We start from the raw sequence: 16,039 nt of genomic DNA, 5'->3' as shown, positions 1-16,039 counted from the left end.
TGTGATGACTCCTGCACGGGTTTACTAAAGCGAGAGCCGTGCCAACTTGGCGCAAGCCTTCTGGCCCGCGCGATTGCGGCGATGTGGTGTTCGGCGGGGCGGCGCGGCGCATTGTGATGGTGCGTACGCGCACCGAAATGGGATGTGAGTGCCGCTGTTCTGAAGATGGGTTTCGATGAAAAACCTTTCATCGGCGAGATGTTTCAACTTGTTGCAAGGCCGCACCAGATTTCGAAATCGATGTCTGATCCTTCGACAGTCACCGAATAATTGACTGTCGCCCGCCAGCGTCGCTGGTGCGGCTCACTCGCGGTCCAGGAGGCCGCCATGCTCAGTCGAAAAAATCTCCGCAGAATTCTTCTGATTGCTCTATCCGGATTATCGCTGGGCGCATGCGTGCCTTATTCCGATGGAGGCGCCAGCTACTACAGTTCCGAGGTCTACACCTCGCCCGCGCCGGCCTATTACGCCGGTGGCGGTTCTTACTACTCGGGTGGCGGCGGTTATTACTCGCCGCCACCACGCTATTACTCGCCACCCGCGCGCTATTACCAGCCAACGCCGCGGTATTACGCGCAACCACGGGTTTATCAACCGGCACCCCGTTATTACCAGTCGCAACGAAATGACTACCGCGCTTATCAAAATCACGGCTGGGACGGCCGCAATCGCGGCGGTTGGAACAACGATTACCGTGGCGGTGGGCGCAACAATAACCACGGCGGACGCGGCGATGGCCATGGCAATGGTCACGGCGATAACGGTGGCCGGGGTGGTCATCGTTAATGGATAAAAGGTAATTCCCGTGGGAGCGGGCTTGCTCGCGAAAGCGGTGGATCAGGTGATATGCAAGTTGTCTGATCCACCGCCTTCGTGAGCAAGCCCGCTCCCACATTTTTTGTGTTCTTACAAATCCGCCAACGGATGCCGGCCTTCCCACACCTTCTGAAAGTGCGCCTCCACCACCGCATCCGGCACGCTGTTGATGTCCGGCCAATGCCAGTGCGGCTGCTGATCCTTATCAATCAGCCTTGCCCGAACACCTTCGCTGAACTCCGGATGCCGACAGCAGTTGAGGCTCATGGTGTATTCCATCTGAAAGACTTGAGCCAGCGACAGATGCCGGGCGCGGGCGATCTGTTCCCACACCAGGTGCGCGGTCAGCGGCGAACCTTCGCTCATGGTTTTTGCGGCGCGGCTGAGCAACGGATCAGTGTGGTCGTGCAACTGACTGATGGCTTTCCAGGCGCAGCGCACGTCGCTGACGTCCAGCCATTCGTCGATCTGCTGACGTCGCGGCAGCCATTGTGCTTCGGGCATTTGCGCGACCGCTTCCTGCTGCAACGCCTTGAGCAGACTGTTGAGCTGCATCGGCGTCTGTTCCTGCCAGTTCAGTTGCAGCAAACCTTCGATCAACTCTTCTTGCTGTTCGTCGAGCAAAAAGCGGTCGGCGAGGTCCAGATCGAGCGCATCCCGACCGTTCATGTGCGCCCCGGTCAGGCCGAGAAACAGCCCGAGCTTGCCGGGCAGGCGCGACAGGAACCAACTGGCGCCGACGTCCGGGTATAAACCGATGCTGACTTCCGGCATCGCCAGGCGACTGCTCGGCGTGACAATCCGGATGCTGGCGCCTTGCAGCAAGCCCATGCCGCCGCCGAGCACATAACCGTGGCCCCAGCAGATCAGCGGTTTGGGGTAGGTGTGCAGGCTGAAGTCCAAGCGGTATTCCGCCGCAAAGAAGTTCGCGGCCAACGGTGGCACTTCGCCGGGGTGCGCTCGGCAGGCTTCGACCAGGCTGCGCACTTCGCCACCGGCGCAGAAAGCCTTGGCGCCGTTGCCGCGCATCAGCACGCAGACGATTTGCGGGTCTTTGGCCCAGGCATCAAGCCGGTCGTGCAGGGCATTGATCATCGGCAAGGACAATGCGTTCAGGGATTTTTCAGCATCCAGGCTGACGACGCCAATACGTGCGCCGTCGGTGCCTGTGAGTTCTTCGACGTGCAGATTCATCGTGACCTCGATCGGGAATTTGAGCGTTCAGTATGATCGCTGTGCGGGAAAGTGCCGGATGTGCATCAGATCAATTGACAAGCGTGATGGGCTTTCCTAGGGTTCGCCCAATTGTTTTTGCCGGATGTAACCATGACTGCTGATGACCGTATCAAACTCGAACCGAGCTGGAAGGAGGCACTGCGTGCTGAGTTCGACCAGCCTTACATGGCAGAGTTGCGCAACTTCCTGCAACAGGAGCGCGCGGCGGGCAAAGAGATTTATCCACCGGGCCCGATGATCTTCAACGCGCTCAACTCGACGCCGCTGGACAAGGTCAAGGTGGTCATCCTCGGCCAGGACCCTTATCACGGTCCCGGCCAGGCCCACGGTTTGTGTTTCTCGGTACAACCGGGTGTGCCGGCGCCGCCATCGCTGGTGAACATCTATAAAGAGTTGAAACGCGACCTGAACATCGACATTCCCAGCCATGGTTGCCTGCAAAGCTGGGCTGATCAGGGCGTGTTGATGATCAACACCACCATGACGGTCGAGCGCGCGAATGCCAATGCGCACAAGGACAAGGGCTGGCAGTTTTTCACCGACCGGATCATTGAGGTGGTCAGTGAACAGCAACCGCATCTGGTGTTCATGCTGTGGGGCGCCCATGCCCAGAGCAAACAGAAGTTGATCGACGCCACCAAGCACCTGGTGCTGACGTCGGTGCATCCATCACCGCTGTCTGCTTATCGCGGCTTTCTCGGGTGCGGGCACTTCAGCCGGACCAACAAGTTTCTGGAGCAGAACGGCGAGACGCCGATCGAGTGGCGGTTGCCGCCAGTCTAAAAGCTTCGCGAGCATCTGTGGCGAGGGGGCAAGCCCCCTCACCACAGGGATCGAGTCAGGAGGACTCCGGCACCCGGTTCCAGTACTTGAACAACGGCTCCGCCAGAAACAACACAAACAACAGCCGCATCACCTGCATCGCCGTCACCAGCGGCACTGACAGTTGCAGTGTCTCCGCCGTCAGGCTCATCTCCGCAATCCCGCCCGGCATCATGCCCAGCGTCAGTGAGCGCAAATCCAGGTGCGTCAACGCACTCAACCCAAGCGCCGCTGCGGTAGCGATCAACATCGTCAGCACCGTGCCGATCAAGGTCCGGCCCATAAACGAAGGCGCCCGGCGGAAGAACTGCCGGTTGAAGTGACAGCCCAGGCCACTGCCGATCAGCCACTGGCCAATCTGGCTGCCGCCGTCAGGCAAGCCGACGTGTAAATCCCAACCAATGCTCACCGTCGCACTCACCAGCAACGGCCCGAACAGCCATGGATTGGGTTGACGCAGACGTTCCCAGAGCCAGGCCGCCAATGCACCTGCCGGGAAGAGAAGGGCCAGCCACCACCAGTTGACGGCCGTTGCATGGGCAATTGGCGCTCCGTCGCCCAGCACATACTTGAACGCTGCCGGTACGCAAAGCACCACCACCAGCACCCGCAGGCTTTGCCCCGCCGCCACACGGCTGAGCACCGCGCCGTTGCGGGCGCCGAGGTTGACCATCTCGCCGGAGCCGCCAGGCATGCTGGAAAAGAATGCAGTGGCGCGATCTTCACCGGTACGGCGCATCAGCCACACGCCGACCACGGCGGACACGCTGGTGATCAACGCACCGAAAAAGATCAAGCCGAAATGGCTCAGCACCTGCTCCATCACCACCGGGGTGAAGTGCAGGCCGATGCCGATGCCGACGATCCACTGGCCGCACTTGCGCCCGCCAGGGATTTCCGCCAATTGCCACGGCGTCAGGCAACGCACGAGGATGATCGCCAGCAACGAGCCGACCATCCACGGCAGCGGCCAGCCGATCTGACTGGCAAGGTAGCCGCCCAGCGCGCCGACCAGCGGCGTACCCCACCAGGCGTTGAAGGGTGTTCGATCAGACATCGGCAAGCGCGCGTCGGGCGACCGAGCGCTTGCGCCAGATCCGTACAATCGGCACCAGTAACATCACCGCGATCAACCCCCATACACCCAGGGTGATTCCACTGGACCAGAGAATCTCCAGCGAACCGTTGGAAATCGACAAGGCACGGCGCAGGTTCTGTTCCATCAGGCCGCCGAGGATGAAGCCCAGCAGTACCGGTGACAGCGGGAAGTCCAGTTTGCGCAGGATGTAGCCGAAGATGCCGATGCCGATCATCAGGAACAGATCGAAGGTGGTTGCATGCACCGCGAACACGCCAATCGCGGTAATGATCGCGATCATCGGCACCAGTGCCCAATTCGGCACGGCGAGGATGCGGGTGAAGATGCGGATCATCGGGATGTTGAGGATCACCAGCATGATGTTGGCGATGAACAACGACGCGATCAGGCCCCAGACGATGTCCGGTTGCTGTTGAAACAGCAGCGGCCCCGGCGTGATGTTGTACAGCGAGAGCGCGCCGATCATTACCGCCGTGGTGCCCGAACCCGGCACGCCGAGGGTCAGCATGGGCACCAGCGCGCCACAGGCTTCGGCGCCGATGGCGGTTTCCGGGGCGGCGAGGCCACGCTTGTCGCCCTGGCCGAATTTTCCGCTCGGGCCGGCGATGCGTTTTTCGGTCATGTACGCCACGGCGCTGGCCAGTGTCGCGCCGGCACCGGGCAGCACGCCCATGATGAAACCGAGCACACCGCAGCGCATGTTCACCCAGAACACCGACGCGGCCTCCTTGAAGTTGAACATCATGCGGCCCGTGGCTTTGAACGCTTCCTGGCCGCGGTGGGTTTTTTCCAGCAGCAACAGGATTTCACTGATGGAAAACAGCCCCAGCACCAGCACGACAAACTGAATGCCGTCGGTGAGGTGAATGTTGTCCCCGGTGAAACGGTACACGCCGCTGTTGGCGTCGATGCCGACGGTGGACAGGAACAGACCGATCAACGCTGCAATAAAGGTCTTCAGCGGTCGATCCCCGGCCATGCCGCCGAGGCAGACAATTGCGAACACCATCAGCACGAAGTATTCCGCGGGGCCGAAGGCAATCGCCCATTTCGCCAGGATCGGCGCAAAGATCACCATCCCGCAGGTGGCGATAAACGCGCCGATGAACGAACTCCACGCCGACAGCGACAACGCCACGCCAGCCATGCCCTGACGCGCCATCGGGTAGCCATCGAGCGTGGTCATCACGGTGGAGGCTTCGCCGGGGATGTTCAGCAGAATCGAGCTGATGCGGCCGCCGTATTCGCAACCCAGATAGACTGCCGCCAGCAGAATAAGCGCCGACTCCGGTGGCAGGCCGAGCGCGAAGGCAATCGGGATCAACAGCGCCACCCCGTTGATCGGCCCCAGCCCCGGCAACAAGCCGACAACGGTGCCGATCAGCGTGCCGCACAGCGCGGTGACCAGGTTGTAAGGGGTGAGGGCGACGCCGAAGCCGTGACTCAAATAACCAAGCGTATCCATTTCAGTTCTCCAGTACGTCGAGCAGGCCCAACGGCAGCGGCACGTCCATGACTTTGTCGAACAGCAGGTACAGCCCGATACTCATCAGGCTGATAATCACCACGCTCGGCAACCAGCGTCCGCCGTACAGGCGCGCCATCGGAATGCCGATCAGCATGCTGCTGAGGATGAAACCCAGGGGTTCGAACAAACCGGCAAAGATCAGCAGTAACACGATACACAGGCCGATCTTGGTCAGCGTTTCGCGATCCATCGGCGGATCTTCATCGGTGTGCTTGATCGGCGAGGGGCGGTACACCATGTACACCAGCCCCAACCCCATCAGCCCCAGCATCAACAGAGGGAAAGCTCGTGGGCCGATGGGCTCGTAAGAAAAGGGTGCCTGGTAGGGCCACGCCATCAGCACCAGGCTGAGACAGGCCAGCAACAGCACTGAAGCAAAAATACGTTGTAAGAGCATGGAAAACTCCTGGGCGGCGGCCTCGGGAAACGAGGCCGCCGCCGCTAGACAGGGGCGATCACTGGATCAGGCCGAACTCTTTGGCCAGCACTTTGTAGTCCGCGACCTGCTTCTTCACGTAGGTGTCCAGCTCCGGGCCGGTCATGGCGAACGGGAACAGTTCCCGCTGATCGCGCAGCTTGGCGAAGTCTTCAGACGCCAGCAGCTTGTCGAAGGCGTTTTTCCACCAGGCGTAGTCTTCATCACTGACCTTTGGCCCGAGGTAGAACCCGCGAACCACTGGCCAGACGATGTCGTAGCCTTGCTCTTTGGCCGTCGGGATGTCTTTCATTTCCGGCTCGTCCAGACGTTTGTCGGAGAACACCGCCAGCAGGCGCATGTCGCCGCTCTGGATGTGCGGCATGGAGTCGGAGATGTCGGTGCTGCCGACCTGGATGTGGCCGCCGAGCAGGGCGGTGGCAATTTCACCGCCGCCTTCGAGGGCGACGTAACGCAGGTCGCGCGGGTTGATCCCGGCAGCCTTGGCGATGAGTGCGGTTTGCATCCAGTCCTGGCTGCCGACCGTGCCGCCGGAACCGATCACCACTTTGCTCGGGTCTTTCTTCAACGCTTGAACGAGGTCGTCCAGGGTTTTGTAAGGCGAATCGCTTTTCACCGCGATGGCGCCGTAGCTGGTGCCGACCGCTGCCAGCCAACGCACGTTGGTTTCATCGAAACGACCGAACTTGCCCTGCGCCAGGTTCAGCAGCGAACCGCTGGACCACGCCACCAGCGTGCCGGCGTCGGCCGGGCGCTGGGCGACCACCGCGTTGTACGCCACCGCGCCGACACCGCCGGGCATGTAGGTCACGCGCATCGGTTTGCTCAGCAACTTTTCGTTCACCAGCGCGCTTTGCGCCAGTTTGCAGGTCAGGTCGAAACCGCCGCCGGGGGAGGCCGGGGCGATGCATTCCGGGCGTTTGGGCTCAGCCAGCAATTGGCCGGCGAACAGCATGCAGCTGGCGGCGAGGGCGAAACGGCGCAGTGATCGATTCATGGTTGTCTCCACAGGAGTTGTTGTTTTTGGGGATGTTTCAGGTGCGGCGGTTTCGCGTCGTGCAACCGGCAGCGGCGCTGGCGAGCGTAAGCGATGGGAATCGAGAGAAAGGGGCGGTCAGACAGGCCTGGAGCTGTGTACGCAACATGGTGCAGTACCTCGGTTTATTGTTCTTATTGTCGAAAACGCATCAAGGCATTTTTCGGGAGCTACATTTCAAAGCACGGGTTGATGGCTCGCAGTCGAAACCATCCGTGGAGCGACTCTAACGGTCGAACCTTTCACTAACCTTTCAGCGGACTTTCACGGTTTTCGGGCTTCACAGCGGCGGATGCGGCTGTAAACTCCGCGCCAAAGAATGGCGTCGACCATCCCTGAATGAGGAAAAGATCCATGCGTGTTCTGCTCGTCGAAGACCATTTGCAGCTGGCCGAAAGTGTCGCTCAGGCGCTCAAGAGCACCGGCTTGACGGTGGACGTGCTGCACGATGGCGTGGCGGCCGACCTGGCCTTGAGCAGCGAGGAATACGCGATGGCGATTCTCGATGTCGGCCTGCCGCGCATGGATGGCTTTGAAGTGCTGGCGCGTTTGCGTGCCCGGGGCAAGAACCTGCCGGTGTTGATGCTGACCGCTCGCAGCGACGTCAAGGATCGGGTGCACGGCCTGAACCTCGGCGCGGACGATTACCTGGCCAAACCGTTCGAGCTGACGGAGCTTGAGGCGCGGGTCAAAGCCTTGCTGCGCCGCAGTGTGCTTGGCGGCGAGCGCCAGCAGACGTGCGGCGTGCTGGCTTACGATCTGGACACCCGGCGCTTCACCCTCGGCGAAGAACTGCTGACCCTGACCTCCCGTGAACAGGCGGTTCTTGAAGCGTTGATCGCCCGTCCCGGCCGGGTGATGAGCAAGGAGCAACTGGCCTCGCAAGTGTTTGGCCTGGACGAGGAGGCCAGCCCGGACGCCATCGAAATCTACGTCCATCGCTTGCGCAAGAAACTCGACGGCCAGCCTGTTGCCATCGTGACCTTTCGCGGTCTCGGCTATTTGTTGGAAAGCCGCGATGCATAAGCCCAGCAGCCTGCGCTGGCGGTTGCTGTGGAACCTCGCGCTGTTGCTGATCGTGTTGATGCTCGCCAGTGGCTTGAGCGCTTACTGGAACGGTCGCGAAGCCGCTGATACCGCGTATGACCGGACTTTGCTGGCGTCGGCGCGAACCATCGCCGCCGGTGTGTCCCAGCGCGATGGCAGCCTCAGCGCCGATGTGCCTTACGTGGCCCTCGACACCTTCGCCTACGACAGCGCGGGGCGGATTTTTTACCTGGTCAACGACATCAATCAAAAGCTGATCTCGGGTTACGAGAACCTGCCGCCACCGCCACCGGGTACGCCGCGCACCGATGACTACCCGGCGCTGGCGCGTTTCTATAACGCCACTTACCGCGGGCAAAACGTGCGTGTGGTGAGCCTGCTCAAACCCGTCAGCGAACCGAACATGAACGGCATGGCGGAAATTCGTGTGGCGGAGACCGACGAGGCACGGGTCGCCATGGCCCGCAGCCTGGCGGCGGACACCTTACTGCGCTTGGGCATGCTGGCGATTGGTGCGTTGCTGATGGTGTGGTTCGCGGTGAGCGCGGCGTTGCGTCCGCTGGAGCGCCTGCGCACGGCGGTGGAAGAGCGCCAGTCCGATGACTTGCGGCCGTTGCCGTTGGTGGAAGTGCAGCATGAGTTGTGGCCGCTGGTGCGCGCGCTCAATCACTTTACCGAGCGTCTGCGCGGGCAGTTCGAGCGGCAGGCGCAGTTCATCGCCGATGCGGCCCATGAGTTGCGCACGCCGCTGGCGGCGATCAAGGCGCGACTCGAACTGGGGCTTCGTTCAGACGAACCGCAAATCTGGCACAGCACCCTGGAAACGGCGGCTCAGGGCACCGATCGCCTGACCCATCTGGCCAACCAACTGCTCTCGCTGGCGCGGGTTGAAAACGGTGCGCGGGCGATTGCCGAGGGCGGTGCCCAGTTGCTGGATTTGAGTCAGCTGGCCCGTGAACTGGGCATGGCGATGGCGCCGCTGGCCCATGCACGGGGCGTGGCACTGGCGTTGGAAGCGGACGAGCCGGTGTGGCTGCGCGGTGAGCCGACCCTGTTGAATGAATTGCTGAGCAACCTGGTGGATAACGCGTTGGCCCATACACCCCCCGGTGGCAATGTGATTTTGCGGGTCACGGCGCCGGCGGTGCTGGAGGTCGAGGACGATGGACCGGGAATTCCCATTGATGAACGGGATCGGGTGTTCGAGCGTTTTTATCGGCGTAATCAGCAGGTGGCCGGATCGGGGTTGGGGTTGGCGATCGTCGGCGAAATCTGCCGCGCACATTTGGCCCAGATCAGCCTGCACGATGGTGCATCGGCGGGGTTGAAGGTTCGGGTGAGTTTTATTGCGGGGGAGTGAGGTGACCGGTTGTGAACCTGCGCGAGCAGGCAACCCGGTTTCGATCAGTAAAACATTGAGCGCGAATCTTCCAGGTCCTTGCACATGGCCTTGTGCTGCAGGTCAATTCCCAGCTTCTGGAACGACGGCACGCTGAGCAGATCAATCCGTCCCAGCGGGTGGTCGGTGCCCTGATGGCAATAGAGGCTGGCCACTTGCACCAGATCGACATAATCAATCCGGTCGGACTGCCGCTTGAAGTCCAGGTATTGCCCCGGCACCTTCACCAGCTTCTCCGGGAAGTCCCAGACCCTGAGCAACTTGTCGCCCAGCAGCGGATGAATGCGATCAATCACGTGATTCAGGCTGATCGGGTCGGACAGCAATTCATTGTGATCTTCGGCATAGGTCAGAATCGGTAGCACGCCGATCTGATGCACCAGCCCGCCCAGTGCCGCCTGGTCGGGTTTGAGTTGGGAGTAACTGCGGCACAGTGCATAACTGACGCCGGCGATTTCCAGGCTTTTGCGCCAGACATCGCGCATTTTCTGTCCCACCACGTCGGAGCGTGCATGGAAGATCTGCTCCATCACCAGGCCAATGGCCAGATTGCTGCTGTAATTGACGCCCAGGCGAGTGATTGCGGTGTGCAGGTCAGTGACTTCCTGCGTTGCGCGCAGTAACGGGCTGTTGACGACTTTGATCAGGCGCGCCGAGAGCGCGGTGTCGCGACCGATCACTTTGCTCAGGGTGCTGACACTGACTTCCGGATCTTCAGCGGCCTTGCGAATCTGCATGGCCACTTCCGGTAATGTTGGCAGGACCAGGTCATCGTTATCGATGGCCTCAACCAAATCCTGTTGGACCTTATCCGCCAGATCGCTCATTTCTGTTCTCTAGGGTGTTGCAAAAAAAGCTGCTGTTAACGCTGGATTTCTTGATCGCGATCCAGCGTGTAAGGCAGGTCGAGCATATGCAGGGCCGGGCCTTCGAGGGCGCCCAGATGGATGTCGCCACCTTCTGCTGCTTCGGCTTGCAACACGGCCAGGAGTTCAATGTCTGGCCCCGCGTTGGCAGCCAGAACGACTTCGCCGATTGAACTGCCGTGGCTTGGGGAAAACAGCGGCGTGCCCGGTTCAGGTGTTTCGCTGGCCTCCAGCGTCAAGCGGTACAGACGCCGCTTGAGTTTGCCCAGGTACTGCATCCGCGCGACGATTTCCTGGCCGGTGTAGCAACCTTTCTTGAAACTCACACCGCCGACCGCTTGCAAATTGAGCATTTGCGGGATGAACAACTCGCGGGTACCTGGCATGACCTGGCCGATCCCTGCGCGGATCTGCCCCAGCAGCCATTGATTCAGGTCGCCCTCAGCCAACATGGCCGACAGCTTGCGCTTGAGGGTGTCGGCCTGATCGGCGGCAGCCCACAATTCAGCGCGAGCGGGTGAGACACGAATGGCGATCAGATTTTCATTGCGCACAACACTGTCGGTGTCGGCCGGCAGCTCCAGGCCGAGGCTGGTCAGCGCGGCATCGCCATGTTCCAGGCCGAAGCGGACCCAGGCGGCGCTTTCATCGGTGAGTCTGGATTTGGAGAACACCGCGTACTTTTTCAGGTCCGCCAATTGCGGTTCCAGGAGTTCGGTGGCCATCGCCAGCAGCACGCCGTCACCTTGCAGCAAAATACGAAAGCTCGATTGCATCCGGCCTTTCTGCGTGCAGCGGGCGCCAAGGCTGGCCTGGGTGTCGCTGAGGTAGTTGAGGTTGCAGGTCAATTGGCCTTGCAGGAATTTGCCGGCGTCCGCGCCGCGGACGGCGAGAACGCCTTCGTGTGACAGGGTGCAGAAAAAAGCGGAATCGGCCATGGGTCATCGCAGGGTAAAGAGTCTGGGGGACATCATAAGGGGGCGCCCATGAAATGGGTAGTTCACAAAAGGCTGGCATGGCCGACCAAAGCCGACTGTGCGAGGCCGCACAGGGCTGTATACTTGCCGCCTATTTGAGGAGCGCTCCATGGTCGAAGATGTTGAACTGAATCGCCTCTACTGGCACAGCCGCCGGGGCATGCTCGAGCTGGACGTGTTGCTGGTGCCGTTCGTGAAAGAGGTCTACCCGCACCTCAACGATGTCGACCGCGATTGCTACCGCAAGCTGCTCGAGTGCGAAGATCAGGACATGTTCGGCTGGTTCATGGAGCGCGCCGAATCGGAAGATCCTGAGCTTCAGCGCATGGTTCGCATGATCCTGGATCGTGTCCAGCCCAAGTAATACGTTCGAATGCCGCTGGCATGCCTCGCGGCAGTTGCTGGCGGCGTATCTTCTGGCCCAGCTGTTCGCGCTGGGTTCGCTGCTTCTTCTTTCTATACCGCTCTGGGCCAGCCTGCTCGGCGCTTCTTGCTGCCTGGCTCATGGTTTCTGGCTGCTGCCGCGCCAGATCTTGCTGAGCCATCCTCAGGCATTTCGCGGCTTGCGGCGCGATGCCCAGGGATGGCAGTTGTGGAATCAGGCTCGGGGCTGGCAACCGGTGCAACTGCGGCCGGACAGTCTGGCGCTGCCGTTGATTGTGGTGGTGCGGTTTCGATTGCGCGGCGAGCGGCGGGTCAGATCGATTTGTGTACCCCGGGACTCGCAGGCGGCTGATCTGCACCGGCGCCTGCGGGTTCGGCTCGCGTTCAGTCGGCGTAGGTGGGCGGCACCAGAATAGTGTCCAGCGCGACCGGCAGCAGGTCCGGGTAGTCGAGCGTGTAATGCAGGCCGCGACTTTCCTTGCGCTCCATGGCTGACTGAATCATCAGCTCCGCCACTTGTGCCAGGTTGCGCAGCTCGATCAAGTCCCGGCTGACCTTATAGTTGCTGTAGAACTCGTCGATCTCATCCAGCAGCAACCGCACGCGATGCTGCGCCCGCTGCAAGCGTTTGTTGGTGCGCACGATGCCGACGTAGTCCCACATGAATCGGCGCAGTTCATCCCAGTTGTGCGCAATGATCACGTCTTCGTCGGAGTCGGTGACCTGGCTGGCGTCCCAGACGGGCAGGGCGATCGGAATCGAAACCTGTGGCAATTGGCGAAGAATGTCCGCCGCCGCCGAGCGGGCGTAGACAAAACACTCCAGCAACGAGTTGCTGGCCATGCGGTTGGCGCCGTGCAGGCCGGTAAAACTGGTTTCGCCAATGGCATACAGCCCCGGCACGTCGGTGCGCCCGTGCTGATCGACCATTACGCCGCCGCAGGTGTAGTGCGCGGCCGGCACCACCGGGATCGGTTGTTTGGTGATGTCGATGGAAAACTCGAGGCACCGCTCATAAACCGTCGGGAAGTGAGTCTTGATGAACGCTTCCGGCTTGTGGCTGATGTCCAGGTAGACACAGTCGACACCCAGACGCTTCATCTCGTGGTCGATGGCGCGGGCGACGATGTCCCGTGGCGCCAATTCGGCACGCGGGTCAAAACGCTGCATGAACCGCTCGCCGTTTGGCAGTTTCAGGTGCGCACCTTCGCCACGCAGGGCTTCGGTTATCAGGAAACTCTTGGCTTGCGGATGGTACAGGCACGTCGGGTGGAACTGGTTGAACTCAAGATTCGCGACTCGGCAACCTGATCGCCAGGCCATGGCGATGCCATCGCCGCAAGCGCCGTCGGGATTGCTGGTATAGAGGTACACCTTGGCTGCGCCGCCCGAGGCAAGAATCACGAAACGAGCGCCGTAGGTATCGACTTCACCGGTATTGCGATTGAGTACGTAGGCGCCGAGGCAGCGCTCACCTTCAAGGCCCAGGCGCTTTTCGGTGATCAGATCCACCGCGACGCGCTGTTCCAGCAGCTCGACGTTGGGCCGTTGCTTGGCTTGGGCCAGCAACGTCTTGAAGATCGCCGCGCCAGTAGCATCGGCGGCGTGAATGATGCGTCGATGGCTGTGACCGCCTTCACGGGTCAGGTGGAACTCGAATCCGCCGTCTTCGGTGCCGGACTGCTCATCGCGGGTGAACGGCACGCCTTGGTCGATCAGCCACTGAATGGCTTCTTTGCTGTGCTCGACGGTGAAGCGCACGGCGTCTTCGTGACAGAGGCCGCCGCCGGCGTTCAGCGTATCGTCGACGTGGGATTCGACAGTGTCGGTATCATCCAGAACGGCAGCAACGCCGCCCTGCGCCCAAAACGTCGAGCCGTTGGCGAGGTCGCCTTTGCTCAGCACCGCAATGCGCAAATGCCCCGGCAAGGTCAGCGCCAGGCTTAAACCGGCAGCGCCGCTGCCAATCACCAGAACATCGTGTTGAAACTGTTGGCTCATTTCAGGATTCCGCTCAAAGCGACCCGGGTCGGGGTTGGCGCAAGACTCCTGGACCTGCGAGTCAAGGCAGCCACACAGCCCACTAGTATATAGAGGGGGGGAGCGGCACAATACCCGAGCGCATATGGCATTGTGAAACTACTGTGACGGAAAAAACGCGACGCTTCGTCGGATGGTTTTTTGACCGAATCGACGACAAGTCGACTGTATCGTGGATTTAACAGTCTTTTTCCGTTCAGGGTTGCACAATGTCGGTTGCTCCCGTCTATAAATATTTGGAACTTTTGCCAAAGGCCCAAGATCAATAGACGGTGCCTGAAAAGAAGGACAGTGTCGGCTTCAGTGCGGGATCTGCGATTGGATCCTTGCTAGCGAATTCGATGACAAGATTATTCGCGCAGCCGGGTTGAGCCGAGCTGCGCTTTTCGTGCGTGCCAAATCAGAGCCCGCAGGAAACTTGCTTGGAGGGGGAGAACTTTTGCGAAAAGCCCGAGTCTATGTTTGCAAGTCTGGTCGTTTAGTTATGCAAGCCTCCTCTGAGCTTATCGAGGAGTGTTCATGCTAACCCAGGAAGAGGATCAGCAGCTGGTCGAGCGCGTTCAACGCGGTGACAAGCGAGCATTTGATCTGCTAGTGCTGAAATATCAGCACAAAATTCTCGGGTTGATCGTGCGTTTCGTGCACGACACCCATGAAGCCCAGGATGTGGCACAGGAAGCCTTTATCAAGGCGTACCGTGCTCTAGGAAACTTTCGCGGAGACAGCGCGTTTTATACGTGGCTTTACCGCATCGCCATTAACACGGCGAAAAACTATCTGGTTTCACGCGGCCGTCGGCCGCCGGATAGCGATGTCAGTTCCGAGGACGCAGAGTTCTACGATGGCGATCATGGCCTCAAGGATCTCGAGTCGCCAGAACGTGCACTGCTGCGGGATGAGATCGAAGGCACCGTCCATCGAACCATTCAGCAACTTCCAGAAGATTTGCGTACGGCTTTAACTTTACGTGAATTCGATGGTCTGAGTTACGAGGACATTGCGGCAGTCATGCAATGTCCGGTGGGTACCGTGCGCTCCCGGATTTTCCGCGCTCGGGAAGCCATCGATAAAGCCCTGCAGCCGTTGTTGCAGGAAAACTGAGACAGCGGCGACAGCCAAGAGAGGAACGCCATGAGTCGTGAAGCCCTGCAGGAATCGCTGTCCGCAGTGATGGATAACGAAGCGGACGAACTGGAATTGCGTCGGGTGTTAAACGCCTTTGACGATGTTGAAACCCGTGACACCTGGGCTCGTTATCAAATCGCTCGGGCAGTCATGCACAAGGATTTGCTGCTTCCACGTCTGGATATCGCTGCGGCAGTCTCTGCTGCTCTGGAAGACGAAACCGCACCGGCAAAAGCTTCTCGTGGTCCATGGCGCAGCCTGGGTCGTCTGGCCGTCGCTGCTTCGGTGACTGTTGCCGTACTGGCTGGTGTGCGTCTTTACAATCAGGACGAAATCGCCGGAGTTGAACTGGCACAGCAATCCACTCAGCCCGGTCTGGCCGTTCCTCAGGTCAAGGGTCCGGCTGTATTGGCAGGCTACAATGAGAGTTCAGATGCCACTGGCCCTATGGCCAACGGTGTATTGCAAGGTCAGCCAGGCTGGCACGATCAGCGTCTGCCAAGCTACTTGCGCCAACATGCTCAACAGGCTGCACTGAAAGGTACTGAGAGCGCTCTGCCTTACGCTCGCGCAGCCAGCCTGGAAAACCGTTAAGGAGGATCATGCGCGCCATACCTCTACTTTCGCTTCTGCTCGGTGGCTGGTTCATTGTTCCAGCCCATGCTGATGAGGCTCAGGACTGGTTGACCCGTCTTGGCCAGGCCGAGCAACAGCAGAGCTTTAACGGTACTTTTGTCTACGAGCGTAACGGTAGTTTTTCTACCCATAACATCTGGCATCGCGTCCAGGATGGAAAGGTCCGCGAGCGTTTACTCCAGCTCGACGGTTCCGCACAGGAAGTTGTGCGCATTGATGGGCATACTCAATGCGTCAGCGGCATTCTGATTGCAGGGCTTGGGGATTCACCCAACTCTGCCGCTCGTGCACTCGATCCACAAAAGCTGAAAAATTGGTATGACCTTGCCGTGATCGGCAAGTCGCGTGTGGCTGGACGTGAGGCGGTGATTGTTTCACTGACCCCACGTGATCAGCATCGTTATGGCTTTGAGCTTCATCTGGATAAAGAAACCGGCCTGCCTCTCAAATCATTGCTACTCAATGATAAAGGGCAGTTGCTGGAGCGTTTCCAGTTCACGCAACTGGATACGGCCGACGTGCCGACGGAGAAAGACCTTCAACCTGGCGCTGATTGCAAGGCGGTCACGCTTGACAGTGACAAGGCTTCCGC

The 16,039-nt window shown here is 60.2% G+C and carries 17 protein-coding genes; 9 read left to right on the top strand and 8 right to left on the bottom strand.

Translation table 11 applies throughout. The features are described 5' to 3' along the window. Positions 1 to 327 precede the first annotated feature (327 nt). Entirely contained in the window at positions 328 to 786 is a 459-nt protein-coding gene (locus tag ACQKP4_RS19090; protein ID WP_427635199.1) for a hypothetical protein, read from the top strand. A gap of 120 nt (positions 787 to 906) precedes the next feature. Here the strand turns inward: ACQKP4_RS19090 and ACQKP4_RS19085 are convergent, their stop codons facing one another. Beyond that, positions 907 to 2,010, bottom strand: coding sequence for an enoyl-CoA hydratase/isomerase family protein (locus ACQKP4_RS19085; protein WP_427635198.1), 1,104 nt, complete (start codon positions 2,008 to 2,010; stop codon positions 907 to 909). A 132-nt stretch (positions 2,011 to 2,142) separates the two neighbouring features. On the opposite strand from ACQKP4_RS19085, the gene ung reads away from it, so the two are divergent. Continuing rightward, a complete protein-coding gene (gene ung, locus ACQKP4_RS19080) occupies positions 2,143 to 2,835 on the top strand; it encodes a uracil-DNA glycosylase (protein ID WP_427635197.1) in 693 nt (230 codons plus the stop codon). A 55-nt stretch (positions 2,836 to 2,890) separates the two neighbouring features. Here the strand turns inward: ung and ACQKP4_RS19075 are convergent, their stop codons facing one another. The 4 genes from ACQKP4_RS19075 to ACQKP4_RS19060 are packed head-to-tail and all read right to left on the bottom strand — an operon-like array spanning position 2,891 to position 6,934. Continuing rightward, positions 2,891 to 3,931 (bottom strand): AbrB family transcriptional regulator, encoded by a 1,041-nt coding sequence (locus ACQKP4_RS19075; RefSeq protein WP_427635196.1) that lies wholly within the window; start codon positions 3,929 to 3,931, stop codon positions 2,891 to 2,893. Beyond that, on the bottom strand, positions 3,924 to 5,438 hold the full coding sequence (locus tag ACQKP4_RS19070; RefSeq protein ID WP_427635195.1) for a tripartite tricarboxylate transporter permease: 1,515 nt from the start codon (positions 5,436 to 5,438) through the stop codon (positions 3,924 to 3,926). Before ACQKP4_RS19070 ends, ACQKP4_RS19075 begins: the two co-directional genes overlap by 8 nt. Before the next feature lies 1 nt (position 5,439). Further along, positions 5,440 to 5,898, bottom strand: coding sequence for a tripartite tricarboxylate transporter TctB family protein (locus ACQKP4_RS19065; protein WP_427635194.1), 459 nt, complete (start codon positions 5,896 to 5,898; stop codon positions 5,440 to 5,442). Between the two features lie 58 nt (positions 5,899 to 5,956). Beyond that, a complete protein-coding gene (locus tag ACQKP4_RS19060; protein ID WP_427635193.1) occupies positions 5,957 to 6,934 on the bottom strand; it encodes a Bug family tripartite tricarboxylate transporter substrate binding protein in 978 nt (325 codons plus the stop codon). 393 nt (positions 6,935 to 7,327) lie between these two features. On the opposite strand from ACQKP4_RS19060, the gene ACQKP4_RS19055 reads away from it, so the two are divergent. Together ACQKP4_RS19055 and ACQKP4_RS19050 are read left to right on the top strand one after the other, a co-directional pair. Beyond that, complete coding sequence (locus tag ACQKP4_RS19055) at positions 7,328 to 7,999, top strand: response regulator (RefSeq protein WP_123406211.1); 672 nt, start codon at positions 7,328 to 7,330, stop codon at positions 7,997 to 7,999. Beyond that, entirely contained in the window at positions 7,992 to 9,380 is a 1,389-nt protein-coding gene (locus ACQKP4_RS19050; protein WP_427635192.1) for a sensor histidine kinase, read from the top strand. The genes ACQKP4_RS19055 and ACQKP4_RS19050 overlap by 8 nt, the downstream gene beginning before the upstream one ends. A gap of 44 nt (positions 9,381 to 9,424) precedes the next feature. Here the strand turns inward: ACQKP4_RS19050 and ACQKP4_RS19045 are convergent, their stop codons facing one another. Next, positions 9,425 to 10,246, bottom strand: coding sequence for an HDOD domain-containing protein (locus ACQKP4_RS19045; RefSeq protein ID WP_427635191.1), 822 nt, complete (start codon positions 10,244 to 10,246; stop codon positions 9,425 to 9,427). A 35-nt stretch (positions 10,247 to 10,281) separates the two neighbouring features. Then, positions 10,282 to 11,223 (bottom strand): YgfZ/GcvT domain-containing protein, encoded by a 942-nt coding sequence (locus ACQKP4_RS19040; RefSeq protein ID WP_427635190.1) that lies wholly within the window; start codon positions 11,221 to 11,223, stop codon positions 10,282 to 10,284. Positions 11,224 to 11,371: 148 nt separating this feature from the next. Here ACQKP4_RS19040 and ACQKP4_RS19035 point away from each other — a divergent pair, with 148 nt between their 5' ends. Beyond that, positions 11,372 to 11,626, top strand: a complete 255-nt coding sequence (locus ACQKP4_RS19035) for a succinate dehydrogenase assembly factor 2 (RefSeq protein WP_007944081.1) — start codon at positions 11,372 to 11,374, stop codon at positions 11,624 to 11,626. Next, entirely contained in the window at positions 11,610 to 12,062 is a 453-nt protein-coding gene (locus ACQKP4_RS19030) for a protein YgfX (RefSeq protein WP_427635189.1), read from the top strand. Before ACQKP4_RS19035 ends, ACQKP4_RS19030 begins: the two co-directional genes overlap by 17 nt. Here the strand turns inward: ACQKP4_RS19030 and nadB are convergent. Beyond that, positions 12,031 to 13,647, bottom strand: a complete 1,617-nt coding sequence (gene nadB / locus ACQKP4_RS19025; protein WP_427635188.1) for an L-aspartate oxidase — start codon at positions 13,645 to 13,647, stop codon at positions 12,031 to 12,033. The genes ACQKP4_RS19030 and nadB overlap by 32 nt on opposite strands. A 558-nt stretch (positions 13,648 to 14,205) precedes the next feature. Between nadB and rpoE the strand changes: the two genes are divergently transcribed. From rpoE to ACQKP4_RS19010, 3 genes are all read left to right on the top strand, one after another. Further along, positions 14,206 to 14,787, top strand: coding sequence for an RNA polymerase sigma factor RpoE (gene rpoE / locus ACQKP4_RS19020; protein WP_007944079.1), 582 nt, complete (start codon positions 14,206 to 14,208; stop codon positions 14,785 to 14,787). A 30-nt stretch (positions 14,788 to 14,817) separates the two neighbouring features. After that, a complete protein-coding gene (locus tag ACQKP4_RS19015; protein ID WP_427635187.1) occupies positions 14,818 to 15,405 on the top strand; it encodes a sigma-E factor negative regulatory protein in 588 nt (195 codons plus the stop codon). Positions 15,406 to 15,413: 8 nt separating this feature from the next. After that, on the top strand, positions 15,414 to 16,039 hold a 626-nt coding region (locus tag ACQKP4_RS19010; protein ID WP_427635186.1), incomplete at its 3' end, for a sigma-E factor regulatory protein RseB domain-containing protein.

Origin of the sequence: Pseudomonas sp. NPDC086278 (genome assembly GCF_050280905.1) — a bacterium.
Classification (GTDB): Bacteria; Pseudomonadota; Gammaproteobacteria; order Pseudomonadales; family Pseudomonadaceae; genus Aquipseudomonas.
Note: the sequence above shows the minus strand (reverse complement) of the source record. Positions and strands in the feature narration are given on the sequence as shown.

Bases quoted from the DNA above. Each gene is read 5' to 3' on its own strand.
- ACQKP4_RS19090 (WP_427635199.1), top strand. From the start codon at position 328: ATGCTCAGTCGAAAAAATCTCCGCAGAATTCTTCTGATTGCTCTATCC.
- ACQKP4_RS19085 (WP_427635198.1), bottom strand. From the start codon at position 2,010: ATGAATCTGCACGTCGAAGAACTCACAGGCACCGACGGCGCACGTATT.
- ung (WP_427635197.1), top strand. From the start codon at position 2,143: ATGACTGCTGATGACCGTATCAAACTCGAACCGAGCTGGAAGGAGGCA.
- ACQKP4_RS19075 (WP_427635196.1), bottom strand. From the start codon at position 3,931: ATGTCTGATCGAACACCCTTCAACGCCTGGTGGGGTACGCCGCTGGTC.
- ACQKP4_RS19070 (WP_427635195.1), bottom strand. From the start codon at position 5,438: ATGGATACGCTTGGTTATTTGAGTCACGGCTTCGGCGTCGCCCTCACC.
- ACQKP4_RS19065 (WP_427635194.1), bottom strand. From the start codon at position 5,898: ATGCTCTTACAACGTATTTTTGCTTCAGTGCTGTTGCTGGCCTGTCTC.
- ACQKP4_RS19060 (WP_427635193.1), bottom strand. From the start codon at position 6,934: ATGAATCGATCACTGCGCCGTTTCGCCCTCGCCGCCAGCTGCATGCTG.
- ACQKP4_RS19055 (WP_123406211.1), top strand. From the start codon at position 7,328: ATGCGTGTTCTGCTCGTCGAAGACCATTTGCAGCTGGCCGAAAGTGTC.
- ACQKP4_RS19050 (WP_427635192.1), top strand. From the start codon at position 7,992: ATGCATAAGCCCAGCAGCCTGCGCTGGCGGTTGCTGTGGAACCTCGCG.
- ACQKP4_RS19045 (WP_427635191.1), bottom strand. From the start codon at position 10,246: ATGAGCGATCTGGCGGATAAGGTCCAACAGGATTTGGTTGAGGCCATC.
- ACQKP4_RS19040 (WP_427635190.1), bottom strand. From the start codon at position 11,223: ATGGCCGATTCCGCTTTTTTCTGCACCCTGTCACACGAAGGCGTTCTC.
- ACQKP4_RS19035 (WP_007944081.1), top strand. From the start codon at position 11,372: ATGGTCGAAGATGTTGAACTGAATCGCCTCTACTGGCACAGCCGCCGG.
- nadB (WP_427635188.1), bottom strand. From the start codon at position 13,647: ATGAGCCAACAGTTTCAACACGATGTTCTGGTGATTGGCAGCGGCGCT.
- rpoE (WP_007944079.1), top strand. From the start codon at position 14,206: ATGCTAACCCAGGAAGAGGATCAGCAGCTGGTCGAGCGCGTTCAACGC.
- ACQKP4_RS19015 (WP_427635187.1), top strand. From the start codon at position 14,818: ATGAGTCGTGAAGCCCTGCAGGAATCGCTGTCCGCAGTGATGGATAAC.